This window comes from Nocardioides sp., from assembly GCF_044226765.1.
In the GTDB taxonomy this organism is placed as follows: domain Bacteria; phylum Actinomycetota; class Actinomycetes; order Propionibacteriales; family Nocardioidaceae; genus Nocardioides.
In genome coordinates this window covers 1-25,259 of record NZ_JBGAGJ010000016.1, presented here as the reverse complement: position 1 = coordinate 25,259, position 25,259 = coordinate 1, and the positions used below count along the sequence as shown (strand labels likewise).

At 72.3% G+C, this 25,259-nt stretch carries 26 protein-coding genes; 5 read left to right on the top strand and 21 right to left on the bottom strand.

The window, feature by feature from the left end:
* Nucleotides 1-14: 14 nt before the first annotated feature.
* Together ACILRH_RS22070 and ACILRH_RS22065 are read right to left on the bottom strand one after the other, a co-directional pair.
* On the bottom strand, nt 15-1,241 hold the full coding sequence (locus ACILRH_RS22070; RefSeq protein ID WP_395696226.1) for an ABC transporter substrate-binding protein: 1,227 nt from the start codon (nt 1,239-1,241) through the stop codon (nt 15-17).
* Entirely contained in the window at nt 1,238-2,302 is a 1,065-nt protein-coding gene (locus tag ACILRH_RS22065; protein WP_395696225.1) for an ABC transporter ATP-binding protein, read from the bottom strand. Before ACILRH_RS22065 ends, ACILRH_RS22070 begins: the two co-directional genes overlap by 4 nt.
* Before the next feature lie 136 nt (nt 2,303-2,438).
* On the opposite strand from ACILRH_RS22065, the gene ACILRH_RS22060 reads away from it, so the two are divergent.
* From ACILRH_RS22060 to glsA, 3 genes are all read left to right on the top strand, one after another.
* Nucleotides 2,439-3,209: a FadR/GntR family transcriptional regulator gene (locus ACILRH_RS22060; RefSeq protein WP_395696224.1), complete on the top strand. Its 771-nt coding sequence runs from the start codon at nt 2,439-2,441 to the stop codon at nt 3,207-3,209.
* Nucleotides 3,206-3,892 (top strand): cache domain-containing protein, encoded by a 687-nt coding sequence (locus ACILRH_RS22055; RefSeq protein WP_395696223.1) that lies wholly within the window; start codon nt 3,206-3,208, stop codon nt 3,890-3,892. Before ACILRH_RS22060 ends, ACILRH_RS22055 begins: the two co-directional genes overlap by 4 nt.
* A 244-nt stretch (nt 3,893-4,136) precedes the next feature.
* Nucleotides 4,137-5,174, top strand: coding sequence for a glutaminase A (glsA, locus tag ACILRH_RS22050; protein WP_395696222.1), 1,038 nt, complete (start codon nt 4,137-4,139; stop codon nt 5,172-5,174).
* Here the strand turns inward: glsA and ACILRH_RS22045 are convergent.
* The 3 genes from ACILRH_RS22045 to ACILRH_RS22035 form a co-directional block, all read right to left on the bottom strand.
* The gene (locus ACILRH_RS22045) at nt 5,165-5,599 is read right to left on the bottom strand and encodes a hypothetical protein (RefSeq protein WP_395696221.1); all 435 of its coding nucleotides are present in this window, start codon (nt 5,597-5,599) and stop codon (nt 5,165-5,167) included. The two genes, glsA and ACILRH_RS22045, sit on opposite strands and share 10 nt — an antisense overlap.
* Before the next feature lie 16 nt (nt 5,600-5,615).
* On the bottom strand, nt 5,616-6,482 hold the full coding sequence (locus ACILRH_RS22040; RefSeq protein ID WP_395696220.1) for an alpha/beta fold hydrolase: 867 nt from the start codon (nt 6,480-6,482) through the stop codon (nt 5,616-5,618).
* Nucleotides 6,483-6,556: 74 nt separating this feature from the next.
* Nucleotides 6,557-8,584, bottom strand: coding sequence for a hypothetical protein (locus tag ACILRH_RS22035; RefSeq protein ID WP_395696219.1), 2,028 nt, complete (start codon nt 8,582-8,584; stop codon nt 6,557-6,559).
* A 137-nt stretch (nt 8,585-8,721) separates the two neighbouring features.
* Between ACILRH_RS22035 and ACILRH_RS22030 the strand changes: the two genes are divergently transcribed.
* Nucleotides 8,722-10,077: a polysaccharide deacetylase family protein gene (locus ACILRH_RS22030; protein ID WP_395696218.1), complete on the top strand. Its 1,356-nt coding sequence runs from the start codon at nt 8,722-8,724 to the stop codon at nt 10,075-10,077.
* A gap of 57 nt (nt 10,078-10,134) precedes the next feature.
* Nucleotides 10,135-11,526, top strand: a complete 1,392-nt coding sequence (locus ACILRH_RS22025) for a polysaccharide deacetylase family protein (protein ID WP_395696281.1) — start codon at nt 10,135-10,137, stop codon at nt 11,524-11,526.
* On the opposite strand, the gene ACILRH_RS22020 is transcribed toward ACILRH_RS22025, so the two are convergent.
* The 16 genes from ACILRH_RS22020 to ACILRH_RS21945 all read right to left on the bottom strand — a co-directional run bounded on the left by ACILRH_RS22020 (nt 11,504) and on the right by ACILRH_RS21945 (nt 25,190).
* Nucleotides 11,504-12,286, bottom strand: coding sequence for an IclR family transcriptional regulator (locus tag ACILRH_RS22020; protein ID WP_395696217.1), 783 nt, complete (start codon nt 12,284-12,286; stop codon nt 11,504-11,506). The two genes, ACILRH_RS22025 and ACILRH_RS22020, sit on opposite strands and share 23 nt — an antisense overlap.
* A 228-nt stretch (nt 12,287-12,514) precedes the next feature.
* Nucleotides 12,515-13,966 (bottom strand): aldehyde dehydrogenase, encoded by a 1,452-nt coding sequence (locus tag ACILRH_RS22015; RefSeq protein WP_395696216.1) that lies wholly within the window; start codon nt 13,964-13,966, stop codon nt 12,515-12,517.
* Nucleotides 13,956-14,204, bottom strand: coding sequence for a 2-hydroxymuconate tautomerase (locus ACILRH_RS22010; protein ID WP_395696215.1), 249 nt, complete (start codon nt 14,202-14,204; stop codon nt 13,956-13,958). Before ACILRH_RS22010 ends, ACILRH_RS22015 begins: the two co-directional genes overlap by 11 nt.
* Nucleotides 14,204-15,028: a 2-keto-4-pentenoate hydratase gene (locus tag ACILRH_RS22005; protein WP_395696214.1), complete on the bottom strand. Its 825-nt coding sequence runs from the start codon at nt 15,026-15,028 to the stop codon at nt 14,204-14,206. The genes ACILRH_RS22010 and ACILRH_RS22005 overlap by 1 nt, the downstream gene beginning before the upstream one ends.
* Nucleotides 15,028-16,164 carry a 4-hydroxy-2-oxovalerate aldolase gene (gene dmpG, locus ACILRH_RS22000; protein WP_395696213.1) on the bottom strand — a complete coding sequence of 379 codons (1,137 nt, stop codon included), beginning with the start codon at nt 16,162-16,164 and terminating at the stop codon, nt 15,028-15,030. The genes ACILRH_RS22005 and dmpG overlap by 1 nt, the downstream gene beginning before the upstream one ends.
* Before the next feature lie 3 nt (nt 16,165-16,167).
* On the bottom strand, nt 16,168-17,148 hold the full coding sequence (locus ACILRH_RS21995; RefSeq protein WP_395696212.1) for an acetaldehyde dehydrogenase (acetylating): 981 nt from the start codon (nt 17,146-17,148) through the stop codon (nt 16,168-16,170).
* Nucleotides 17,145-17,951, bottom strand: a complete 807-nt coding sequence (locus ACILRH_RS21990) for a 2-keto-4-pentenoate hydratase (protein ID WP_395696211.1) — start codon at nt 17,949-17,951, stop codon at nt 17,145-17,147. The genes ACILRH_RS21995 and ACILRH_RS21990 overlap by 4 nt, the downstream gene beginning before the upstream one ends.
* Nucleotides 17,952-18,003: 52 nt before the next feature.
* Nucleotides 18,004-18,861, bottom strand: a complete 858-nt coding sequence (locus ACILRH_RS21985; RefSeq protein WP_395696210.1) for an IclR family transcriptional regulator — start codon at nt 18,859-18,861, stop codon at nt 18,004-18,006.
* A gap of 49 nt (nt 18,862-18,910) precedes the next feature.
* Nucleotides 18,911-20,011 carry an NADH:ubiquinone reductase (Na(+)-transporting) subunit F gene (locus ACILRH_RS21980; protein ID WP_395696209.1) on the bottom strand — a complete coding sequence of 367 codons (1,101 nt, stop codon included), beginning with the start codon at nt 20,009-20,011 and terminating at the stop codon, nt 18,911-18,913.
* Between the two features lie 29 nt (nt 20,012-20,040).
* Nucleotides 20,041-20,403, bottom strand: a complete 363-nt coding sequence (locus tag ACILRH_RS21975; RefSeq protein ID WP_395696208.1) for a phenol hydroxylase subunit P4 — start codon at nt 20,401-20,403, stop codon at nt 20,041-20,043.
* A 1-nt stretch (nt 20,404) separates the two neighbouring features.
* Complete coding sequence (locus tag ACILRH_RS21970) at nt 20,405-21,946, bottom strand: YHS domain-containing protein (RefSeq protein ID WP_395696207.1); 1,542 nt, start codon at nt 21,944-21,946, stop codon at nt 20,405-20,407.
* A 22-nt stretch (nt 21,947-21,968) separates the two neighbouring features.
* Complete coding sequence (locus ACILRH_RS21965) at nt 21,969-22,259, bottom strand: MmoB/DmpM family protein (RefSeq protein WP_395696206.1); 291 nt, start codon at nt 22,257-22,259, stop codon at nt 21,969-21,971.
* Between the two features lies 1 nt (nt 22,260).
* Nucleotides 22,261-23,280, bottom strand: coding sequence for a hypothetical protein (locus tag ACILRH_RS21960; protein ID WP_395696205.1), 1,020 nt, complete (start codon nt 23,278-23,280; stop codon nt 22,261-22,263).
* A gap of 82 nt (nt 23,281-23,362) precedes the next feature.
* Nucleotides 23,363-23,794, bottom strand: coding sequence for a hypothetical protein (locus tag ACILRH_RS21955; RefSeq protein ID WP_395696204.1), 432 nt, complete (start codon nt 23,792-23,794; stop codon nt 23,363-23,365).
* Nucleotides 23,791-24,252, bottom strand: a complete 462-nt coding sequence (locus ACILRH_RS21950) for a heme-binding protein (protein WP_395696203.1) — start codon at nt 24,250-24,252, stop codon at nt 23,791-23,793. Before ACILRH_RS21950 ends, ACILRH_RS21955 begins: the two co-directional genes overlap by 4 nt.
* Nucleotides 24,253-24,287: 35 nt before the next feature.
* Complete coding sequence (locus ACILRH_RS21945) at nt 24,288-25,190, bottom strand: catechol 2,3-dioxygenase (protein ID WP_395696202.1); 903 nt, start codon at nt 25,188-25,190, stop codon at nt 24,288-24,290.
* Nucleotides 25,191-25,259: the final 69 nt, after the last annotated feature.

The following is a 25,259-nucleotide window of genomic DNA, read 5'->3' as shown; positions in this document are numbered from 1 at the left end:
GAGGATGGTCGGGGTCAGCCCTTGACCTCGGTCCAGGCCGTCGTCCAGTCGCCGTAGTCGGTGCACTGCACGTCGGTGCGGCCGTCGAGGCACTGGGAGATCGGCGTGGTCCAGTAGTGGATCTGGTCGGCGTACGCCGCGTCCTCGGCGTGGTAGGTCTCGCAGAACTTCTTGTCCGAGGTCAGCGTGCAGGCCTTGGTGTTGGCGGGAGCCTCACCGAAGTACTCCGCCACCTGGGCCTGGGCCTGCGGGCTGGTGATGTAGTCCATCCAGAGGTACCCGCAGTTGGGGTTCTGCGCCTGCGAGCTGATCATCCAGGTGTCCGACCAGCCGGTCGAGCCCTCCTTCGGCAGGATCGCGTCGACCGGGGCACCCTCGCCCTGGGCCACCGCGTTGATGACCTCCCACGTGGTGCCGATGACGGAGTCACCGCTCTTGAAGGCCTGGACCTCCTTGAGGTAGTCCGACCAGTACTCCGACACGTTCTCCTTCTGCTTCTTCAGCAGGTCGACCGCTGCGGCGAGCTGGTCCTGGTCCAGGGCGTAGGGGTCCTTGATGCCCAGGTCCGGCTGCGTCGCCATCAGGTAGAGCGCGGCGTCGGCGATGTAGATCGGCGAGTCGTAGGCGGTCACCTTGCCGGCGTAGTCCGACGCGCCGTCGAAGACCGCGCCCCAGCTGGTCGGCGCCGGCTTGACGACGTCGGTGTTGTACATCAGCAGGTTCGCACCCCAGCCGTGCGGGACGCCGTACATCTGACCGTCGACGGAGTTCCACGGACGGTCCTTGAGGAACGGCGCGATGTCGGCGTAGTTCGTCAGCAGGTCGGTGTTGACCGGCGCGACGTCACCGGCGGCGATCAGGCGCAGGGTCGCGTCACCGGAGGCCGACACGACGTCGTACTCGCCGGACTTCATCAGCTGGACGGCCTCGTCGGAGGTGCCGAAGTACTTCACATTCGCCTGGCAGCCGGTCTCCTTCTCGAACGGCGTCACCCAGTCGACCGACTTGTCGGTGGAGCCGTCCTCGGCGTAGCCGGGCCAGGCCAGGATGTTGACCTGGCCCTCGGGGTCGCCGATCGAGTCCTGCATCGGGACGTCGGGCGCGGTGAAGCCGCCCTGCTTCGCGTCGGCGGAGCCGCCACCGCTGCTGTCACCCGAGCTGGTGCCGCAGGCCGTCGCCGCCAGGGCGAGCACCCCGGCGCACGCCACGGCGGCCAGCCGCCTGGAACCGAACTTGCTCATGCTGTCTCCTCCTCAGGGGATGTCTCCTGCGTCGAGGGACCCAGGGACACCAGGTGGTCACGCCGCCAGGTCACCACGACGCGTTGATCACGCCGCTCGACCGCGGCGTCGATGGAGGTGTCGGTGTTGGGGTGCGACACCGTCACCGTCGGACCGTCGTCGAGGTCGACGACGCTGCTGGTGGTCGCTCCGAGGTAGACCACCTCGCGGACGACGCCGTGCGCGACGCACAGCCCCGTGGTGTCCGCGGGCGCTTGACCGGCGAGCCGCACCTTCTCGGGCCGGACGGCGAAGGTGCCGTCCTCGCCCACGAGCCGGCGTGCGTCCTCGCCGCGGAACAGGTTGGAGGTGCCGACGAACTCGGCCACGAACGAGCTGGTCGGCTGCTCGTAGAGCTCGACCGGTGTGGCCAGCTGCTCGATCCGGCCCTCGTTGAACACCGCGACCCGGTCGCTCATCGTGAGCGCCTCCTCCTGGTCGTGGGTGACGAACACGAACGTGATGCCGACCTCGCGCTGGATCTCCTTCAGCTCGATCTGCATCTCCCGGCGCAGCTTGAGGTCCAGGGCGCCCAGCGGCTCGTCGAGCAGCAGCACCTTGGGCCGGTTGACCAGCGCACGGGCCAGCGCGACGCGCTGCCGCTGGCCTCCGGAGAGCTGGTGCGGCCGGCGCCCGCCGTACTCGGCCAGCCGGACGGTGGCCAGCGCCTCCTCGGCCCGCTGCCGGCGCTCGGCCCGGCCGACCTTCTTGACCCGCAGGCCGTACTCGACGTTCTCGAGCACGCTCATGTGCGGGAAGATCGCGTAGTCCTGGAACACCGTGTTGACGTCCCGGGCGAACGGCGGCTTGCGGGTGACGTCCTCGTCGCCGAGCACGATGGTGCCGGCGGTCGGCTCCTCGAAGCCGGCGACGAGCCGGAGCACGGTCGTCTTGCCCGAGCCCGACGGTCCCAGCATCGAGAAGAACTCGCCGTCGGCGATGTCGAGGTCCAGGTCGTCGACCGCCCGCACCTGGCCGAAGTGCTTGGCGAGGCCGCGCAGGGAGATGGCCGTGGCCGTCAATCGGACTCCTCGAGGTGCAGGGACGGATGCTCGGGCGGAGGGACTTCCCAAACGGGTGTGGCTCCATAAGATATGGAACCGGACATTAGATGAATAGCCCCCGCTTGGTAACACTTCTGTTGCGAAGGAGCCCGCCATGGCCGACGTACGCCGGCACGGCAGCCGCGCCCGCAGCGCGATCTTCGCCCCGCTCTCCGACGTCGGGCGGGCCGGCCAGGTGGAGCAGCGGCTGACCGAGGCGATCCGCTCCGGGGTGCTGGCCGAGGGCGAGCGGCTGCCCAGCGAGCCCGAGCTCGCGGCGATGCTGGGCGTCGCGGTGGTGACGGTCCGCGAGGCGCTGGTGGGCCTGCGCGCCCAGGGCCTGGTGACCACCAGCCGCGGCCGGGGCGGCGGCACGTTCGTGGCGGCCGGGGCAGCGGCCGACGAGGAGGCCCTGGCCGAGCGGCTCGGCTCGATGTCGCGGGCCGAGCTGCAGGACCGGGGCACCCAGTACCTCCTCCTGCTCGCCGGCTGCGCCGAGCTCGCCGCGGAGCGCGCCGACCCCGGTGAGGCCGACTCGCTGCGCAGCCTGCTCCCGGCGGGCGAGGACCAGGTCGGCGCGTGGCGGCACGCCGACGCCGAGCTGTGGCTCTCGGTGGCGGCGCTCACCCAGTCCGCGCGGACCACGCGGGAAGTCGTGCGCCTCGAGGCGGACTTCGGCATGATCGTCCGCATCCCCTTGAGCGACCCGGACGTCCGGGCCCGCACCGTCGCCGCCCACGAGCGCCTGATCGACGCCATCGAGGCCGGTGACACCGACGCCGCCCGCCGGAGCGCACGCGCCCACCTGCAGGCGACGCTCGACCGGGTCGCCCGGACCCAGGCCGAGGTCCACGACCGCCACCGGATGCCCAGGAGCGCCTCATGACCACCACCACGCTGCCCGTCGCGATGGCCCGGTGCGCGGACGCGGTGACGACCTACTTCGAGGCACTGTTCACCTCGCTCGGGACCATCGTGGACGCGGTCGGCGGCGCGTTCACCGGGCCGCGCTCGCTGACGGCGGAGGCGCTGAGCGACCGCGTGCACCCGCTGGCCACCCGCACCCTGGCCCAGCACCCGGTCGTCGGCGGCGGCTTCGTCGCCACGCCGGGCTGGCTCTCCGACCGCGACCTGTTCCTCGCGTGGTGGCAGGGCGAGGACCGCACCCTCCTCGCCGAGCGCGGCGTGCCGCTGGGCCACCACGTCTTCGACTACACCCGTCACGAGTGGTTCCGCCGGCCACAGGAGACCGGTGCCCGCCACGTCACCGGGCCGTACGTCGACTACGTGTGCACCGACGAGTACGTCCTCACCGCCACCGCCCCCGTCCTGGTCGGCGGGGAGATGGCCGGGGTCGCCGGGGCCGACACCCAGCTGGAGACCTTCGAGCGACTGATGCGCGAGCCGCTCCACGACGGCGGCGACGTCGTCCTGGTCAACCCGCACGACCGCGTGGTCGTGGCCGCCGACCCGCTGCTGCGGTCGGGTCAGAAGATCTCGCCGTCGTCGTACGCCGAGACGCACCCGCTGCCCGGCCTGCCGTTCCGCGTGCTCGCCGGGGCCCGCTGACCCCGTCTGGTCAGCGGACGACCGCGGCGGTGGGCTCGGCGACGAACGCCGCCGAGGTCTACGCGCTCCTGGCCTCCCGCGGCTGGACCACCCGGCAGTACGCCGACCAGCTGCACGACCTGTGGTGCCTGGCGCGGCTGGAGCAGTGAGCGACGCCGACGGTTCGGCCGGACTCGCCTGCGCCGGCGCAGCCCACGTGCCACGCTGCCGTACGCGCCCCGCCGCCACACCGAACGGAGACCGCATGACCCCGCTCTCGATGCACGAGGAGCTGCCCTTCGACGAGGCGACCACGCCGCCGCACGTGTCGACCGGGGACCTGCCGGTGGCCGCCGACGTCCGGGCGCTGGTGACCGAGGCCTACGAGCGCTACCGCCACCACGGCAGCGGCGACGTCGCGGACTACATCCCGGCGCTGGCGCAGGCCGATCCGGACCTCTTCGGGATCGCCGTGGTCGGGCCGTGGGGTCGCTCGTTCGAGATCGGCGACGTGACCGCGGGATTCTCGATCCAGAGCGTCTCGAAGCCCTTCGTCTTCGCCCTGGTCTGCGACACCCTCGGCTACGAGGCGGCCCGGGTGCGCCTGGGCGTCAACAGCACCGGCTTCCCCTTCGACTCGCTGATGGCGATCGAGCTCAACGCCCAGCGCACGATGAACCCGCTGGTCAACGCGGGCGCGCTCGCCACCACGAGCCTGGTGCCCGGCGCGACGGCCGGGGAGAAGTGGGAGGCGATCCGGCAGCGGCTGTCGGCCTTCGCCGGACGCGAGCTGCTGGTCGACGACGAGGTCTACGCGTCCGAGTCGGCCACCAACCTGCGCAACCAGGGCATCGCGCACCTGCTGCGCAGCTACGACCGTCTCTTCTTCGACCCCGACGAGACGACCGACCTCTACACGCGCCAGTGCTCCCTCGAGGTCACCGTGCACGACCTCGCGGTGATGGCCGCGACGCTGGCCAACGGCGGGGTGAACCCGGTGACCCAGGAGACCGTGATCGGCCCCGGGGTCTGCCGCCGCGTGCTGGCCGTGATGGCCAGCGCAGGCCTCTACGAGCTCTCCGGTGACTGGCTCTACCAGATCGGGGTGCCGGGCAAGAGCGGCGTGAGCGGCGGGATCATCACCGTCGCGCCCGGCAAGGGCGGGCTCGCGACGTACTCCCCTCCCCTGGACGAGGCCGGCAACAGCGTCCGCGGCCAGCTGGCGACCAAGTACCTCTCCGAGCGACTGGGCCTCAACCTCTTCGCCTCGGCGCCCTCCGACGGGCCGCCGGTTCAGTTCTGACGCCGGGCGAACTCGCCGTCGGGGGTCTCCACCCGCACCGGGTCGCCACCCTCGGAGAGCACGATCGTCCGGTCGCCGAAGCGCGCCCGGCCGCCGTCCACCTCGATCCGGCGCGGCTCCTCGCCGTGGCGGCCCGCACGCCACGAGCCCCGGCGGCCGTACCACCACACGGCGCCGTCGTCGTCCTGGTGGAAGTAGTCGGTCGTGTAGTGGTCGTCGAGCTCCCAGGTCAGCGCCGAGGCGTTGACGCCGTCGATGGCATAGGTCTCGTCGACGTAGATCAGGACGAGCTCCCCGGCCGGACCGTCGAAGACACGCGCATCTCCGGGCACCAGGGCGATCCAGGAGTCGGACGCCGGGTCCGGCGCCGGGGTCACCGGCGCGGAGGAGCAGCCCGCGAGGACCAGCAGGAGCAGGACGGCCACGGCGCGCACGGCGGGGTCAGGCCTCCTCGAGCACGGCACGCAGCCGGGCGGCGAAGGCGGCCGGGTCGTTCCCCGGCGCCCAGTCCCCGGCCATGAACCCGCCGTGGTCCCCGGGGAACGCGACCGGCTCCACCCCGAGCAGGGTCGCCAGGGCCAGGCCACCACGGTGCGGCATCGTGCCCGTGCTCGAGGCGCCGACGGCCGGCAGGATCCGGACCCCCGAGGCGCGCAGCGCCGTCCCGTCGGGACGGTACGGCGGCATCCGCAGGTTGCGGCCGAGCAGGGCGTCGTCGCGCCGGCCGGCGTCCTCGGCGGAGAAGCCGAAGTCGGCCGGGTCCGGGTCCGGACGGTCGAGGTAGTCCTCCGGGAAGGTTCCCTCGTGCACGACCAACCCGACGAACTTCGCCATCGCCGCCCCGTGGCCGCGGGCGTCGTAGGTGTCCGCGACGTCGGCCATCAGCCGCTCGACGACGTCGCGGTCCTCGAGCAGGTCGACGAGCGGTGGCTCGTGCGCCACCACCGTGCCGAGGTCGTCGGGGTGGGCGAGCGCCCAGGGCAGCACCACGACCGCCGCCCCGCTGGAGGCGAGGACGTCGACCGGACCCAGACCGGTCGCCTCCACCACCCGGTGGGCGTCGTCGGCGTGCACCTCGAAGGAGAGCCCCGTGTCGTCGTCGAGCACGCTCCGGCCGCTGACGCGGGGGTCGAACGTGACCACGGTCCGGTCCGCCAGGTGCGGCACCAGCTGGGCGAACCCGTCGGCGGCCATCGGCGACCCGAAGACCAGGAGCGGGCGGTGTGGTCCAGCGGTCGACGGCTCGCGGACGTCGTAGGTCAGGACGGCTCCGGGGACCTCGACGGTCCGGGTGGTCGGTGCGGGCATCGCGTCTCCTCGGCTGGTGCGGTCTGCGCAGGCAGACCGCGGCGGCCGCCGGGAGTCATCGTCCGCCGACGGCGTCACGGCAGCTGGGGCGCCCCGATCAGCGGCGCGCGGACCGGCGGCGCCATGCCGAGGAACGCCACCAGGCCGCGGCCGAACGGGTTGGCCTGCGCCGGGACCTTCTTCCAGTTGTTGGTCAGCCAGACGTTGCCCGACGGGTCGATCTCCACGCCGGTGTTGCGCTGCAGTCCGTCGAACGAGTAGCCCCCGGCCGGGGAGATCGGGTCGCCCGGGTGGCCGGTCGGGCAGGTGGCGACCCGGGCGCCGCACAGGCGCGACACGCGCTGGCCGCCGAAGTTCGCGACCCACACGTTGTCGTCCCCGTCGACGGCGATGCCCCACGGGATGGTGAGGCCGGCGCCGGCGTACTTGGTGAGGTGACCGCGCGGTCCGACCTGGACGACCGAGCCGTAGTGGGTCCCGGTGGGCGTCGGGAGTCCCTCACCGGACTTGCAGGGGCTGGGGATGAGCCCGGAGTTCGAGACCCAGGTGTTGCCCAGCCGGTCGCTCGCGATGCCGAGCGGCAGCGAGAAGATGCTGCCGTTGCCGTACGGCGACCCCGGCAGCGCCTTCCCGCGCGGGGTGAAGCCGAAGACCTGCTGTCCCTGGTTGGCGGTGACGAAGACGTTGCCGTCGGCGTTCACCGCGACGTCGAACGCCCGCCCGATCCCGCGCCGGACCAGCCGCGACTTGTCGGGGTCGCCGCCCTCGTAGCGGACCAGGGTGCTGTTGCCGCAGCTGGCGATCCAGATGTTGCCCGACCGGTCAGAGACCGTCCCCTGCGGCCAGCTGAGCGGGCCCTGCTGGTAGCCCTGGTCCGGCGAGACCGGCCGCCCGTCGGGTCGCAGCTCGGTGACGCTGTCGGAGGTGGGCGGTGTCGTGCACTTGTCGCCGCTGAAGCCGAAGTTGCCGGCCCACAGGTGCCCGTCGGGGTCGAAGCCGATGCCGAAGCCCGCCCCGTTGATGCCGCCGCCGGTGTACTCCTCCAGCGGCCGGCCGGGAGCGAACGGGTCGAGCTTGAAGATGCCGAGCCCCGGACAGACGTTCTTCAGCCGCACGGCCCACTGGGCGTTGTTGATGACCCAGACCGCGCCGTGCTCGTCGAAGGCGACGTTGCCGGGCCCGTTGAACTGGCGCCCCTTGCCGACGAACTGCAGGGCCAGGACCCAGTCCTGGGGCGCGCGGCGCAGCACCGGACGGTACGCCGGGTGGCGCGGCACCTGCGCGAAGACGCCGGCGGGGTCCCCGGTCGGGTTCTTCGGCAGCGCCGACATCGCCTCCCACGTCGTGCGCGGCCGCGTCCCCCACGCGTCGGTGGCCGCGGTGAGGAACGCGCCGCAGTCGTTGGTCCGGGTCGCGCACCCGGCGACGATGCTCGCCAGCGCGTCGAAGGTGGGCAGCGTCTGGGTGGCCGTGCCGTTCGGCGAGCGGAGCAGGAACGGGGCGCGGCGTCCGGTGCGGAGGTCGACGAGGTTGCGGGTCATCAGCATCGCGTTGCCCAGCCCGGGCTCGGCGCCTCCGAGCCACCCGTGGCGAGCGAACTGGGCCAGGGCGTAGCCGGCCGCGACGGTCGTCGCCTCGTTGACCACGACGTGGCCCGACGCCCGCTCCCCGAGCGCCGAGGCGAGGACCACCATGTCCGGCACGCGCCGTCCGTGGGTCCGCCCGTGGGTCACGGTCAGGTAGAGCTCACCGCCGCCGGTGCGTGGCACCGGCAGCACGAACCGGCCGCGCCGGTCGGACACGGTGATCCGCAGCTCGCGGGCATGACCCGGACGATCACCGGCCCGCAGCAGCCGGACCTCGGCCCCGCGCACCGGACGGCCCGCGACCTCGACCCGGCCCTGGATGGCCCCTGCGCTCCGCACGAGCGTGCCGCCGTCCGCGCTGGCGGCCGGCTTGCGTGCCGGCGCGGTGGTCTCGGCGCCCGCGGACCCGCCCGGCTGGAGCAGGAGGGCGGTGGCCAGGCCGAGGCCGACCAGGCCGGCGAGCGCGGCCCGGCGCAGCCGGGCGCGATGCGGACGAGCGGTGGGTGTGGTCGTCATCCGGGCAGGTCCCATCTCGAGGTGCGACACCCGAGACGCGACCCCCGCATCGTAGATCCCGACCACCACACGGGCATCCTGTTCGGGTGGGGAGCGCGCGACGGCAACCGGACGGCCCAGGCCCGCGTCCCAGGGGCATGAGGGTGCGGATCCTGGTCACGGCGTCGCTCGCCGCGCTCCTGCTGCCCACGGGCCCGGCGACGGCCGCCCCACCCGGGCACGCGCACGGCCACCCGCACCGTTCGCACCCGGTCGTGCCGTGCTCGCGCGGGCTGGTCGCCCTCACCTTCGACGACGGACCGGTCACGACGGTCACCCCGCGGCTCGTGCGCGTGCTGCGGCGGCTGCAGGTCCCGGCGACGTTCTTCATGGTCGGCAGCCGCGTGGCCGAGCACCCCGAGGTCGTCCGGCTGGTGGACCGCGCCGGCTTCACGATCGGCAACCACACCTGGGCGCACACCGACCTGACCACCCAGACACCGCGACAGGTCCACCATGCGCTGGCCTCGACCCGCCGTGCCCTGGTGGCGGCGGGGGTCGAGCCGAGCGACCTCGCGCGGCCGCCGTACGGCGCCATCGACGCACCGGCCCGGCGGGAGATGAGCGACCTGGGGCTGGTCCCCGTGCTCTGGACGATCGACTCGCGGGACTGGACCGGCCTGTCCTCGGGGCAGATCCGCGACGGCGTCGTCGGCGACGTCCACCCGCACCGCACGAACGTCGTGCTGCAGCACGACGGGGTGGACAACTCCCCCGCGACGCTGCGCGCGGTCCCCCAGGAGGTCGCGCTGCTGCGCCAGCGCGGCTACTGCTTCGCCGCCCTCGACGCAGCCGGCCGACCGACCCCGCCGGTGCCGCTGGCCACCGTCGAGGCCGACCGCTCCCGGATCACCGAGGGCGATCGGGTCCGGCTGGTCGTCCGTCTCGACGAGCCCACGAGCCGTGCCGTCACCGTGCGCACCACGGCCGGGACGGTGCGAATCCCCGCGGGACGGCAGGCCGCCGCCCTCTGGCTGCGGGCTCCCCAGGACCAGGTCGACGAGCCCGTCGAGGAGCTCACCACGACGGTCACCGGCGGCAGCGGCATCCGACCCGCGCCCACACCGCAGGCGCCGGTCCAGGTGGTCGACGACGACCCGGCCCCGGTCGTGAGCCTCGACGACGCGAGCGTCACGGCCTCGCCCCTGCTGGCGACGCCCGCGCCGGTGCGGGTGCGGTTGGACCGGCCGAGCAGCCGGGACCTGCCCGTCGTCGTGCGGACCCCCCTCGGGGCGGTGACCGTCGTGGTCCCCGCCCTGGCCGTCGAGGCGAGCGCGACGGTGACCGTGCCGGTCGGCCGGCCGACGCAGCCGGTCCAGGAGCTGCCGCTGCGGGCCGGTGACGCCACGGCCACGCTGACGGTGCGACCGCCCGCGCAGACCTGGCGCGAAGCGGCCGACGAGGCGGTGGCCGCGATCGACTGGCCCCAGATCGCGCAGCCCCGGCTCTTCTGATCCGGGCAATCGCCCCCGCGCCGGCCCGCGTCCACGGATGATGACGCCGTGGGAGCGATGCGGGGCGTCGGGCTGGCTCGGTGGGTGGCGGCGGCCGTCGTCGCCGGGTCGCTCGTGGCGCCGGTGGGCCCGGCGCTCGGTGACCCCGGTGGCGCCACGGGCCGGACCGGCGGGGTGAGCCCGTGCTCGCGCGGCCTGGTGGCGCTGACCTTCGACGACGGCCCGTCCAGCGCCGTCACCCCGGCGCTGGTGCGCCTGCTCGAGCGCAAGCACGTGCCGGCGACCTTCTTCCTGGTCGGCAGCCGGATCGCCTCCGCACCCGACCCGGCCCGGGCGGAGGCCCGCGGCGGGTTCGTGATCGGCAACCACACCTGGCTCCACACCGACCTGACCACCCAGACCGACGCCCAGATCCGCGGCGCGCTCGCCTCGACCAGGCGCCTGATGGTGCGTGAGCACCTCCACCCGACCTGGCTGATGCGCCCTCCGTACGGTGCGATCGACGACCGGGTGCGCGCGGTGGTGCGCTCGATGGGCTACACGCCGGTGCTGTGGACGATCGACTCGCGCGACTGGACGGGGCTCTCATCGCAGCAGATCCGCGACGGCGTCGTCGGCGCGGTCCGACCCCACGCCACCAACATCGTGCTGCAGCACGACGGGGTGACGAACTCGCCCGCCACCCTGCGGGCGGTGCCCGGCGAGATCGCCGACCTGCGCGCCCGCGGCTACTGCTTCGCCGCCCTCGACGGCCGGGGCCGCCCCACCCCGCCGGTGCCGCTCGCGCGGGTCAGTGCCGACCAGCCTTCGGTGCCCGAGGGCGGACGGGTGCGGCTCACCGTGCGGCTCGACCAGCCGACCTCACGCCCCACGTCCGCCCGGCTCGAGCTCGACGCCCCGCCCCGGCCCGGCGGCGCGGTCACGCTCTCCGCGCGCACGGTCCGGTTCGGCGTCGGTCAGCAGGAGGCGCACGTGTGGCTGCGGTCGAGCCAGGACCCGGTCGACGAGCACGGCGGAGCGGTCACGGTCCGGGTCGGGGCCGGCAGGGGACTGCGGGCGTCGGTCGCCGGCGTGCGGGTCTCGCTCGGCGACGACGACCCGAGCCCGGTCGCCGACCTGGCCGACACCACGGTGCGGGCCGCCGCCGACAGCGTCACGGACGTCGGGGTGCCGGTGCGGCTCGACCACCCGTCCGACCGCCCCGTCCGGGTGGTCGTGCGCAGCGAGCTCGGGCGGGCGGTCGGCGTGGTGCCGCCCTCGTCCCGGACCGGCTGGGTGGTGCTCGCGGTGCCGCCCGAGGAGCCCGGGACGCCGACCCGTGTCCTGGACGTGCGGCTCGTCCGCGCCGTCAACGCCCGCGCCGGCCAGGACGCCCACCTGACCGTCGAGCCGCCCGCCGAGCCGCCCGCCGAGCCGCCCCCCGGGGTCAGCCGCCCAGCCGGCGGCTGAGCCGCGCGGCGGCGACCATCACCACGCGGGCGTGCCGGTCGACGTTGCCGAGCACGTCGGAGGTGGGTCCGGCGACCGAGACCGCCGCGACGGCGACGCCACTGGTGTCGATGATCGGAGCCGCCACGGACGCCAGGCCGGGCAGGTTCTCGGAGTACGAGACCGCGGACCCGCGGCGACGTACGTCGGCCAGGCAGTCCTCCCACCGCTCGGCCGACGCGATCGTGTGCTCGGTGAGCACCGGGAAGCCGGCCGCCACGCGGGCCTGGCTCACCTCGGGGTTGAACGCCGCGATCGCCTTGCCGGCGCTCGTGGTGTGCAGCGGCACCCGGCGGCCGCGCTCCCCGAGCATCGAGATCCCCGACAGCGACGAGAGCCGCTCGACGAACACCACGTCGGGACCGTCGGCGATCGACAGGTGCGTGGTCAGCCGGGTGCGCAGCCGCACCTCCTCCAGCATCGGCAGCGCGAGGTGGCGCAGCGGGGTGCGGTCCTGCACGAGCTGACCGAGCTCCCACAGGTGGAGGCCGAGCCGGTAGTGGCCGGTGGCCGGCACCCGCTCGGCCAGCCCGCGGGCACACAGCGCCGTCAGCAGGCGGTGGGCCGTGCTCTTGGCCACGCCCAGGCGGCGGGCGACGTCGGTGACGCCCAGCTCCTCGGCGGTCGTGAAGCAGTCCAGCACGTCGAGCGCGGCGAGCACCGACTGGAGCTGGGGTGGGCCCGGTGCACGGTCGGCCGCCCCCGGACGGACCGAGGTCATGGCGTCATGGTCGTGACCGGTCCACCCTGCGACCAGGGGCGAACGGCCCGAGTCGCTCCGAGATCCCCTCCGCCCCGAGGGTGGACGGGCAGTTCCTGACGTTGTCAGGGGTTGCAACCCCCGACAACGTCCGGAAGAGCCTGACAACCCCGGATGAATCCCCGGTCAGCCGGGGATTCATCCACTCGCTCCCCCACCCTCGGGACCGGCGGCGGGGGACGGCACAGGTCAGCCGCGGTCGATCTGCATCACCACGGCCTTGGGCTCGGTGAAGAACTCGCGGCTGAAGGTGCCGCCCTCCCGACCGACGCCCGAGTCGCCGACGCCGCCGAACGGCGTGCGGAGGTCGCGGATGAAGAAGCAGTTCACCCACACGGTGCCGGCCCGGAGCCTCGAGGAGACCCGGTGGGCGCGCGAGAGGTTCTCGGTGAAGACCATCGCGTTGAGACCGTACCGGGTGTCGTTGGCCAGCTCGACGACCTCGTCCTCGGTGTGGAACTTGTTCACCACCACGACGGGACCGAAGATCTCCTGGCAGTACTGCGAGGCCTCGAGCGGGAGGTCGACCACGATCGTCGGCTTCACCGCCCAGGCGCCGTCCTCGACCAGGCCGCCGGTGAGGATCTTGCCGCCCTCCTCCTCGACGGTGTCGACGTAACCCTTGACCTTGCGGAAGTGCTCCTCGCTGGCCAGGCACGAGAACTGCGTGGCCGAGTCGGTCGGGTCGCCGTACCGCAGCGCCTCGGCCGCCGCGCGGAACCGGTCGAGGAACTCGTCGTAGAGCCCGTCCTGGACGAACAGGCGTGAGCCGGCGAGGCAGACCTGGCCGGCGTTGCGGAAGATGGCCTCGACGGCCCAGTGCACCGCGTTGTCGAGGTCGGCGTCGTCGAAGACGATGTTGGCGCCCTTGCCGCCGAGCTCGAGGGAGACCGGCGCGAGGTGCGAGGCCGCTGCCTCCATGACGACCTTGCCCGTGCCGGACTCGCCGGTGAAGGTCACCCGGTCGACGCGCGGGTCCTGCGTCAGGGCGGACCCGGCCGGCACGCCGTACCCGTTGAGCACGTTGAGGACACCGGGCGGGAACCCCGCCTCGACCGCGAGCCGGCCCAGGTGCACGACCGAGGTGGGCGTGTCCTCGGCCGGCTTGATCACGACCGTGTTGCCCCACGCGATCGCGGGGGCGATCTTCCAGGTGGCCATCATCAGCGGGAAGTTCCACGGCGAGATCGCGACGACCACGCCGGCCGGCCCGTACTCGACGTACGTGTGGTGGCCGGTGTCCATCGGCATCACCTCGGCGGTGCTGTCGCGCTGGTGGTCGGCGAAGAACCGGAAGTTCAGCACCGACCGGGCGACGTCGTGCAGGGCCTGGGCGTGCGGCTTCCCCATGTCGGTCGTGTCGAGGCCGGCCAGGATCTCGGCGTCGCGCTCCATCAGGTCGGCGAGCCGGTGGATCAGGGCCGCGCGCTCGTGGCGGCCCAGTCGCGGCCACGGGCCCTCGTCGAAGGCGCGCCGGGCGGCAGCGACGGCGCGGTCCGCGTCGGCGGCGCTCCCCTGCGCGACCTCGGCCCACTTCCGGCGGGTCCACGGGTTCACGGTGTCGAAGCGCGCGCCGTCCAGGGACTCGACCTCGACGTTGTCGATCACGTGACCGAAGAACGGGTACTGCTCAGCGGACATCGCTGACCTCCCTCTCAGGGACGGGTGGGATCTCGGAGACCTCGGCGAGGGTCACGCGCTCGGCGATCGTGACGTCGCCCGCGGCGAAGTGGGTCGCCGGCACCTCGCGGAGCACGACGCGCACGGAGTCTCGCGGGGCGCCGACGGCCTCGACGGCCGCGGACGTGAGCCCGGAGATGAGGGCGCGCAGCTGCTGGGGGCTGCGGCCCTCGACGAGGGTGACCTCGATGAACGGCATCACGACCCCCCGTCGGGCGCCGCGCCGTCGGGCGACGGGCCGCCGTGGAGGTGCACCGAGCCGAGGTGGGTGAAGTGGCAGGCCACCGAGGAGCCGGGCGGCGCGGGCACGGCGTCGGTCATGCCTCCGGTGAGCACGATCCAGCCGGCCTCGATCGCCAGGCCGCGGGCGGCCAGCTCGTTGGCGGCGAGGGCGAGCGCCTCGGCGGGGTGGCCGAGCACGGCCGCGCCGGTGGCGGAGTCCACGATCGCTCCGTCGACCTCGAGCAGGACGCCCTCCAGGGCGAGGTCGAGGCCCTCGGGCGGCAGGCCCGTGCTGCCGGTCACGAACGCCCCCGAGGAGGCGTTGTCGGCGACCACGTCGCCGGCGCGGAACCGGAAGTCGGCGTACCGGCTGTCGATGACCTCCGCGCCGCCGTAGACACGGGCCACGGCCGCCATCGCCTCGACCGGACCGACACCGGGGCCGGCGAGGCGGGCGCCCATCTCGAACACGATCTCCGGCTCGATCCGCGGGTGGATGAGCTTGTCCTGCGGCACCGGGAGTCCGGCGGGCAGGAGCATCGCGTCGGTCAGCCACGCCACGAACGGCATGTGCACGCCCATCCGCTCCTGCTTGGCGCGGCTGGTGAGCCCCAGCTTCACCCCGATCAGGCGCTCTCCTCGGTCGAGCCGGCGCTGCAGCGTGCGGTCCTGGATGCGGTAGCCGGTCTCGACGTCCAGGCCGTCCCACTCGTCGGTGAACGGCGGCCGGTCGCGCCGCTCGGCCTCGCAGGCGAGCAGCTCGTCGGCGACGCTCTCCTCGGTCCAGGTGGTGCCGGTCATCAGCGCACCCCCACCGCGGCCAGGTCGCCCAGCTCGCGCTCCTCGGCGAGCTGCAGGGCGATGTCGATGATCATGTCCTCCTGACCGCCCACGTAGCCGGCCTCGCCGACGCGCTGGAGGATCTCGTGGGCGGGCACGCCGTACCGCTCCGCCGCCCGTTCGGCGTGCAGCAGGAAGCTGGAGTAGACGCCGGCGTACCCCTGGGTGATCGAGGCCCGGTCCATCCACGGCAGCCGCGGGATGAACGGGCGGACGACGTCCTCGGCCGCGCTGAGCACCTCGCCCAGGTCCACACCGGTGCGGATGCCCATCCGCTCGAACGTCGCCGCGAGCACCTCCGTGGGCGAGTTGCCGGCGCCGGCCCCCAGCGCGCACAGCGCGCCGTCGATCTGGCGGGCCCCGGCCTGGTAGGCGAGCACCGAGTTCGCGATGCCCATGCTCAGGTTCTGGTGCCCGTGGAACCCGACCTGCGCCTGCTCGCCGACCTCGGCGAGGACCGCCGCGATCCGCTCCTGGGCGTCGGTGAGCACCAGAGCACCGGCCGAGTCCACGACGTGGACGCACTGGGCGCCGGCGTCGACCATGATCCGGGCCTGCTCGGCGAGCTTCTCCGGGCTGGCTCGGTGGCTCAGCATCAGGAAGCCGACGGTCTCCATGCCGAGCCGGCGGGCCTCGCCGAAGTGCTGGATCGACACGTCGGCCTCGGTGCAGTGCGTGGCGATGCGGGCCACGGACGCGCCGCAGTCGTGCGCCCTCTGCAGGTGCTTCACGGTGCCGAGCCCCGGCAGCATGAGGATGGCGATCTTCGCCTGCGTCGCCTCGTCGACGGCCGCCCGGATCAGCTGGAACTCGTCGACCAGCGAGAAGCCGTAGTTGAACGTCGAGCCGCCCAGGCCGTCGCCGTGGCTGACCTCGATGACCTGCACGCCGGCAGCGTCGAGCGCGTGCACGACGCCGCGGACCTGCTCCTCGGTGAACTGGTGGCTCATCGCGTGGGAGCCGTCGCGCAGCGTGGAGTCGGTGATCCGCAGGTCGGCCGGCCCACCGCCGCCCGGGGTGAGGTCACGCACGTCGGTCTCGGTCAGCACCTCGGTGACCGTCGGCGCCTGCTCGGGGGTGATGGTCATGTCGCCCATGGCTCACACACCTGCCTTCTCGTCGATCTCGGCCTTCCACGTCGGGTCCACGCCCAGCTTGTGCGCCATCATCAGGTCGCCCACCCGCGCCGCGGCGGCGGTGATGATGTCGAGGTTGCCGGCGTAGTCGGGCAGGTAGTCACCGCGACCCTTCACCTCGATCGGCACGAAGACGCGGGCCATGCCCTTCCAGGTGTCTCGGGCGTGGTCGAACTGGGGCGTCGCGCGCAGGTGGTAGCCCGGCACGTACTCCTGCACGGTCGCCTCCATCGCGTGGATGGACTCCAGGACCCGGTCCTGCAGCTCGCCCGGCTCCCCGGCCTCAGCTGGGATCGCGCAGAAGACCGAGTTGCGCATCATCAGCGGCGGCTCGACCGGGTTGAGGATGATGATCGCCCGGCCCGTCTCCGCACCGCCCACCTTCGACACCGCGTCCGCGGTGGTCTCGGTGAACTCGTCGATGTTGGCCCGGGTGCCGGGTCCGGCCGAGCGCGACGAGACCGAGGCGACGATCTCGGCGTACGGCACGTCGACCACGGAGCTGACGGCCTTGACCATCGGGATGGTGGCCTGGCCACCGCAGGTGATCATGTTGACGTTCGGGGCGTCGAGGTTGAACTCGAGGTTGACCGGCGGGCACAGGTAGGGCCCGATCGCGGCGGGCGTCAGGTCGACCGCGAGGATGCCCGCCTCCGCGTAGCGGGGCGCGTTCGCCTCGTGCGCCTTGGCGGAGGTGCACTCGAAGACCACGTCGGGCAGCTCGTCCTGGGCGAGCAGCCAGTCCACGCCCTCGGCGCTCGCCTCGAGCCCGAGCCGCTTGGCGCGGGCCAGCCCGTCGGACGTCGGGTCGACCCCGATCATCCAGCGCGGCTCGATGATCTCGCTGCGGCGGATCAGCTTGAACATCAGGTCGCTGCCGATGTTGCCGGGGCCGACGATGGCGGCTCCGACCTTGCCCGGCGTACGACGGGGCGCAGTGCTCATGCGGCGTTCTCCTCTCGTGCGAACCGGGCGGTGACGCTGCCCAGCCCGGTGAACGTGGCGGTGAAGGTGTCCCCCGGTGCCACCGGCACCATCGCGGTGACGGCGCCCGGCAGGACGACCCAGCCCGCCTCCAGTGTGGTCCCCAGGGCGCCGACGGTGTTGGCGAGCCACACCAGGGAGCTCAGCGGCGAGCCGAGCACGGCACCGCCGGCGCCGGTGCCGACCACCTGGCCGTTGCGTCGGAACACGCAGCCGCCGAGCCGCAGGTCCACCTCGTGCAGCGGCGTCGGCGTGCTGCCGAGGACGAGACCACCGCTCGAGGCGTTGTCGGCGACCGTGTCGACGATCGAGATCCGCCAGTCCGCGATCCGCGAGTCGACGATCTCCAGCGCCGGCAGCACGAAGTCGACGGCGGCGATCGCCTCGTGGGCGGTGACGCCGGGTCCGCGCAGCGGCTTCTTCAGGACGAACGCGACCTCGGGCTCGACCCGTGGCTGCAGGAACCGGCCGGCCAGCGGGATCGGTGCGTGCTCGAGGTGGAAGAAGTCGTCGAGCAGGTGGCCGAAGTCGGGCTGGCGCACGCCGAGCAGGTTCTGCATCGCCGCGCTCGTCAGCCCGACCTTCATCCCCTTGACGGTTCGGCCGTCGCTGACCATCGCCCGGATCTGCGCGAGCTGGATCTCGTAGGCGTCCTCGATCGTCAGGCCGTCGAAGGTCTCGATCAGGGGCGCGACGGGGCGGCCGTCGGCGTAGGCGCCGAGCAGCAGCTCGGCAGCGCGGCCGCGGGTGTCCTCGGTGGTCACGTGGTCCTTCCTCTCAGGGTCTGCCTCGCCGGTCCCGGCGCGACGGGTGCTGTCACGGGAGCTGGGCGGCGATCTGGCGCGACGCCGTGGCCAGCAGGACGCGCAGACGGTCCATGTCGCTCACGATCTGGTCGGTCGGCCCGAAGGCCGAGATGCTGGCCACCGCGACCTTGCGCTGCATGACGGGGACGGCGATGGACGTCATCCCCTCGAAGGACTCGCCGTGGGAGACGGCGAACCCCTGGCGCCGCACGTCCGCCATGGCCCGGCTCCACGCGGTCTCGGTGCGGATCGTGCGCCGCGCGTACGGCGGGAAGCCCGCCGTGCGGCGCGCCTGGTCGACCGCGGGGTTGAAGGCGGCGATCACCTTGCCCGAGCTGGTGCAGTGCAGGGGCAGCCGGCGGCCGACGTGGCCAAGCACCTGGCCCCCCTCACCGGTCTCGATGCGCTCGATGAACACCAGGTCGGCACCGTCGGGCACGCTGAAGTTGACTGTGTAGCCGGTCGCGGCGGCGATCGCCCGCAGGTGCGGCAGCGCGGTGTGCCGGAAGGTGTTGCGGGCCTGGGCGAGGTGGCCGAGCTCGTAGAGGTGGATGCCGAGCCGGTACTTCCCGGTCTCGCGGTCCTGCTCCACGAACCCGCGCGTGGCCAGCGTCTGCAGCAGGCGGTGCGCGGTCGACTTGCCGATGCCGAGCCGCCGGGCGACGTCGGAGACACCGAGGGAGCCGTCGATCGCGAAGCACTCCAGGACGTCGAGCGCGGTGCCGACCGAGCGGAGGCTGCCGGACGCCTGGTCGCTGTCGGAGCGCAACCCCTTGGGGACCGACGAGACCGTGTTGTCGTCGGCCGCGGCGCGGCCGACCCGGCCGGTCGGGCGCGCGGAGGCCACGGTGCTCGTCGCCCCGTTCATCGCCCCGTTCATCGCCCCGTTCATCGCCCGGCTCACCCCCCCCCGGCGCTCATCGCTTGATCAGCGGCGACTTCACGCCTCCGGCGGCCTTGTCGGCCTCGTTGAAGAAGTCCTCGCGGTGGATGTCGCGGGGGAACAGTCGCTTGCCCATCATCGTCCTGAGCGCGGCCTCGACCATGGCCGGCGGGCCGCACAGGTAGCCGGCACACCCGGTGAGGGTCTCATGGTCCTCGGCGAGGACGTCGGTGACGGTGCCGTAGGCGTAGGCCGCCGGATCGTCCCCGCTGGCCGCCACGTCGTCCGCCGTCTCCTCGGAGAGGCACGGGCGGTAGGTGAACCGATCCGGGTGCTCCTTCGCGAGCCGACGGAAGACGTCGACGTCGTAGAGCCAGGCCCGGGTGCGGCCGCCGGCGTAGAGGGTCAGCGGACCGGCGTACGCGTCGGCCTCCAACGCGTGCAGCACCATCGACTTCAGGGGCGCGGTGCCGGTGCCGCCGCCCACCAGGATGGCGTGCCGGTCGTCGGCGGTGTGCAGCACGAAGCGGCCGTAGGGACCGGAGACGGCCACCTGGTCGCCCACGGCCAGCGACCCGAACACCCAGTCGTCGGTGCCACGGCCGCCGGGGACCCGGCGGACGTGGAACTCCAGGCGTCGCGACTCCCCCGGCGCCGAGCCGATCGACCAGGTGCGGTCCACCGACGGCTTGCCGTCGGCGGCGGGCACGGTGAACTTGAGGTACTGCCCGGCGTTGAACCCGATGTCGCGGTCCAGCTCGACCACGAGGCGACGGGTCTGCTCGGCGATGTCGGAGAGCTCGACCACCGTCGCCGTGTAGTCCTGGACCGGGAAGACCTCGATCGACTCGTCGACGTCGATGTCCGCCTCGATCACCACGTCCGAGCGCGGCGTGGCGCAGCAGGGCAGCAGCTTGCCCTCGTCGCGCTCGAAGTCCATGAGCGCGAAGGCGCTGGACGCACCGTGGTCGACGTCCCCGTCGAGCACCTCCGCCTTGCAGGTGGCGCAGGTCCCGTGGGTGCAGGAGTGCGGCAGCCAGACCCCGTTGCGCAGGCAGGCGTCGAGGATCGTCTGGCCCTCGGCGCACTCGACCTCACGACCCAGCGGCTCGACCGTGACCGTGTACGACGTCATGGCTGACGCACTCCTCCTCGGTGTCGGTGCTACTTCTTGACCATCCGGATGACCGACTTGTGGCCCACCCCGAGCGACTCCAGGCTGGCGCCCTCGTCCGGGTTCCACGGCGCGTCGTCGAGCCCCCACTCGAAGTCCGCCGGGGTCCACGAGGCGGACCAGTCCGGGTCCTCCTCGTGGTAGGGGACCAGCAGGGCGGCCCAGAAGTCCCCGAACGACATCGCCTTCGGGGCCCGGAAGCAGGCCGCCGCGACGAACCACGGGTTGCCGTCGTACCAGACGTGGACCAGCTGGTCGTCGCCGTAGAGCGCCTGCGCGGACCGCGACGGGAAGTCGTACTCCCCGATGCTGCGGATCTCGGGACGCTCGATCACCGTGTTGAAGCCGCTCACGTCAGTCCTCCCCCAGCTCGGAGTGGTCGGCCTGGTCGTGCCAGCGCAGCCAGTTCTGGTGGTCCGGCGAGCCGAGGTACTCCCCGCCGTCGCCGGGCTGCATGCCGTACCACGCCATGACGTCGCCGAGGTCGGCGCCGCCGCAGTTGCCCTGGTAGATCTGGTGCACCGGCAGCCAGGCCTGGCGGTACTTCACCGGCTCGTGCTCGAAGATGTTCTGGCAGCCGTCGGAGCAGAAGTTGTAGCGCTCACCCTCGAAGACCACCGACCGCTGGCAGATGGTGAACGGCGAGTCGGCCTCGGTGAAGCCCATCGGGATCTGGCAGACCTGGCACAGCTGCGGCAGACCGCGGACGAAGTGCCGCCCACCGTTGGCGACGTTCTTCTTCTCCTTGTCCCACAGCGTCCGGTAGGTCGGGAACGTGTCGGGGTACTGCTCCTCGAGCCAGTCCAGGGTCTCATCGCTCGGGACCGACGTCGTGAACGCCGCCGCGTGGCTGAACTGGTAGAGGATCCAGTACGCCTGGTGGGACAGGTGCTCCTTCTCCTGGATCGCCTTGTCCACGTCGCGCGGAGGCCTGATGCCGTAGTAGGCGAGGTCCTGGAAGAGCCCGCCGAGCATCTGCTGCTCGAAGTAGAGCTCGAAGGCGTCCTTCCAGCTCATCACCTTGCGCGGCAGCATGTAGTCGAGCATCTGGGCGACCAGCGCGGTGACGCGGTACCCGCGCCAGAACCACTTGTCGATCCAGTGCTGCACGATCGGCACGTTGTCGGGGTCCTGCTCGAGCAGGAACTTGATCGCCTCGAGGCCCAGCGTCATGTGCCGCGACTCGTCGGACTGCGCCGAGAACCCGAAGGTCATCGTGGGCAGGTCGCCGTTGAACGACGCCCCGGACATGAACGGCACGAAGAGCAGGTTGGTCAGCAGGTACTCGAACGAGAACCCGATCGCGATGAGGAACTCGAAGGGGCCGGCCGACAGCGCGTCGTCGAAGAACGACTTCGGCACCGAGAGGTACCAGACCCGGTCGTGCATGTGCAGGTAGGAGTGGAAGCCCGAGTAGTACTTGTTGTAGTTGCTCAGCGTGTGGATCTCGGTCTGCGCGTGGCGGATCTCGTCCAGGCTCTGGCACAGCGACGCGAACCGCGGCCCCGGTCCGTTGAGGTGCCGGCTGAGGTAGGCGAAGTTGCGGTGGGCCTGGTACTCCAGGGGGCTGACGCCCTGGAGGAACAGCTTCATCGCGTTGAGGTACGACGCGTCGGTGAGGCTGAGGTGGCCCTGGCTCTGCGCGAACCCGTCGAGCACGGCGTACAGCCGCCGGTCCTTCTCGGCCTGGTACTTGGTGTAGGCGTCGACGGTCAGGCGGAAGGGGTCCTCCCACTTGCTCCAGTCGTGGATCTTGATCCCCTCGAACGTCGTGTAGGGGAACATCTCCTCGGCCGGGACGTACGACGGGTCCCAGTCGAGATCGCGGGTGAGCGCCGAGTAGCGCTCCTTCATCGACAGCTTGCGCGTCCTGGCCTTGTCGGGCGTGAGCGTCATCGCCGGTGTCTCCTTCTCGGTCTCAGTGGTCCCAGGCGATGACGATCTCGTCGTCATCCCATTCCTTGATGTGGCCGAAGTAGCTGATGATCGCGAGCTGGAACTCGTGGGTCTCCCACTCGCGGCCCAGCCGCTCCTCGACCGACTCCCTCGTGATGACCAGGCGGCCCGGCGCGGTGACGCGCACCATGCCCGGCATGTGGTTCACCGTCGCGTCCGCGTTGGTCGCCTCGATCGCCTCGATGACGGCGCGGTTCTGCTCGCTCTCCTGGATGTCGACCCCGACGGGCCGGCTTGCTGCGTCGACGGTCATCTCACTCGTCCTCCGTGGTGATCCCGAGTCCTGCGAGGTGGCTGCGGGTCGCAGCGACGGCCGCGGTGAGCGCCTCACCGCACCCGGCGCCCACCAGGGCGTCCGCCTTGACGGCCAGGGGTCGCAAGGCCGTGTCGGCGGCGAGGAGGGCGTCCTCGACCGTCCCGCGCAGCGTCGCCAGGTTGTCGGCGCCGTGCTCGGGGTCGGCGACCCACGTCTTGTAGAGCGCGTCGAGCCAGCGGCGCTGGTCGGTGAACCAGCCCGAGAGGTGCTGGGAGACCAGGCTGTAGGAGCCGGCGCCACCGGTGATCGCGGCGTCGTCGAGGTGGGCGTAGAGCAGGGCGTAGAGCACCTGGTCGGTCACGTCGAGGCGGACCATCGCCAGGCCCCAGTCGCGCTCCACCAGCGTCTCCTCGGTGAGCCGGCGCAGCGGCTGCAGAGCGTCGTCGTCGAGCCAGCGCTCCTTCGCGGCCGCCAGCGAGTCGGCGGTGCCGCCGCCGAAGGAGATGCCCGCCCGGGACAGCAGCTGGGCGTTGCCGATCCGGTCGAACGCGGCGTACGCCGCGCACTGGGTGATCGTGGTGCCCCACCCGAAGCGGGCGGCGTGGCTGCTGACCATCTGTGCCGCTGCCTCGTAGTGCCGCATCGGCAGCACGACCTCGGCGAAGAGCGCGCGCCACTCCTCCGGAAGCCGGTCGAACAGCCCGCGCTTCTCCAGGTAGGTCAGCGTCGACGCGAACGACTCGTGCAGGTCGGCGCGCGAGGTGACGTAGGGCGCGTAGTAGAAGCCCCGCGGGTCGGTGAAGGCGTACGCGTCGGCCAGCTTGAGCAGCGAGTAGTCGGGGCTGTAGATCTCCAGCTCCGGGCCCCACAGCGGCCGGAAGTGGTAGTTGGCGGTGGCCTGGAGGTCGATCGTGCCCTCCTCGTAGCGAGATGCGGGCCGGTCGCCGTAGCGGTCGATGAGGTGCTGGAACGTCTTGCGTTGTGGCTCGATGACCTGGGTTCGGAGCTCGAACTGCACGGTCACTCCCCCTTTCAGGTGGGGTCTGCGGATGGGCAGGACTTACGGGGACCGAGAGGTCCAGCGGGTCTGGCGGCTGGGGTCAGACGGTGGGGACCGGGTGGTGCGGGAGGCCGGACTCGACCAGGAGCCGGACCAGCAGGTCGGGCAGGGCGTCGGGCCCGTCGAGCTCCACCGGGAGCTCGGACTCGAAGCCGTCACCGACCAGCCGGCCGTACGCCGTGCCGTCCTCGAAGGTCGTGGACACGCGGGCGGCACGCCCGCGGTAGCCCACCGAGAAGGCGAGCTCCTGCGGGAGGGTCTCGTCGCTGAGCGTGAGGTGGTCGTCGCTCGCCGACAGGACCGCGTTGGCCTCGCAGACCAGCTGCTCGGCCAGCGAGCGGACCGCGACCTGGCGGTCCGCGCCGGTGCTGGTGGCGATGCGCTGGCTGATCCGCGTCAGCGGCATCGGCGTGACCTCGGGGTCGCCCTCGGCGCCGACCAGGTCGGCCACCCGCATCATGAAGGGAGTCATGGCTCTTGGTCCTCTCGGTCTGCCGGAAGGTCGGCCGCTGCCGCACCGGCCTCGGCGATCTCCCGGTCCTGCTCCGCGCTGCCGCCCGAGACGCCGACCGCGCCGACGACCTCACCCCCGACGCGGACCGGCACCCCGCCGCCGAACACCACCAGGCGGTCACGGTGGACGATGCCCTCGCGCAACGACGGCTCGTCCTTGATCAGGTCGAACCACGCGTGGGTGGGTAGGCCACCGAAGGCGGCGACGGTGTAGGCCTTGTCGACCGCGATGTCGTAGGACAGCAGTGCCGCGCCGTCCATGCGTGCCGAGGCGAGCACGTCGCCCGCGGTGTCCGCGACGCACACGTTCACGGGCACGCCGATCCGGGCCGCGTGGGCCACCGCCGCGTCGAGCACCGCCCGGGCCCCGGCGTACGTCAGCGTGCGCCGCAGGGTCGTGGTGGGCGGGATCGACATGGCGGTGGCCTCCTCGCTCGTGGGTCAGCGATGGATCACGTGTAGACGGCGGTGAAGCGCTCGTTCAGCTCGCGGGCGTGGTAGAAGATGCCCTTCGCGATCTGGTCGGGCGTCCACTTGTTGATCGGCCGGTCGCGGTAGGCCGGGTAGCCGCCGGCGAAGACCTCGTTGCGGTTGCCGGACGGGTCGAAGAAGTAGATGGTCTGGCCGCGGGTGATGCCGTGCCGGGTGGGACCGATGTCGATCGGCACGTCGTCCATCGTCATGATGTCCGCCGCCCGCCCGACCTCGTTCCAGTCCTGCAGCTTGAACGCGAAGTGGTGCAGCTTGGCCTGCTCGCCCTCGAGGACCGCGATCTGGTGGATCTGGTTGTTGCTCGTCATCCACGAGGCGATGAAGTGCGCGTCGTCGTCGTTGAGGTCGGTCTGCACGCGCTCGGTCGGGAAGTAGTCGAAGACCTCGCGGAACATGTTCTCCATCAGCCGCACGTCCTCGGCGAGGATCAGCGCGTGGTCGAGCGCGGGGACGCCGACGCCGACCAGGTGCCGCGGGAAGGCGTCCGGGTTGTGGGTGCCGACCTCGGTGCCGATCACCGTCTGGCCGTGGTAGACCTCGAGCACGTGCTCCGACGGGGTGATGAACCGGATGCCGTCGCTCACCTCGGGGTTCTCGCCGGCGCTCATCCGCTCGACCGTCAGCCCGAACTGCTGGGCCTTCTTCTCGATGACGTCGAGGTCGGCCTCGTACTCCACCTTGAACCCGAACTTGACGACCCCGACGCCGCCTTCCTCCAGGACGACCGAGTGGTGGTCCCACTCGTCCCAGCCCTTGTAGTAGACCCGTCCGTCCTGCTCGAGGGTCTGGTAGAGACCCATCGTGTTGGCGTAGTGGTCCTTGGCCTCCGCCAGGTCGGTGACCCGGACGTGGGCGTAGCCCATCCGCATGATCCCCACTGATCTCACTCCTTGGGTTGAGGCGCCGAGGCTGCGGCTTGCAGCCGGGACTTT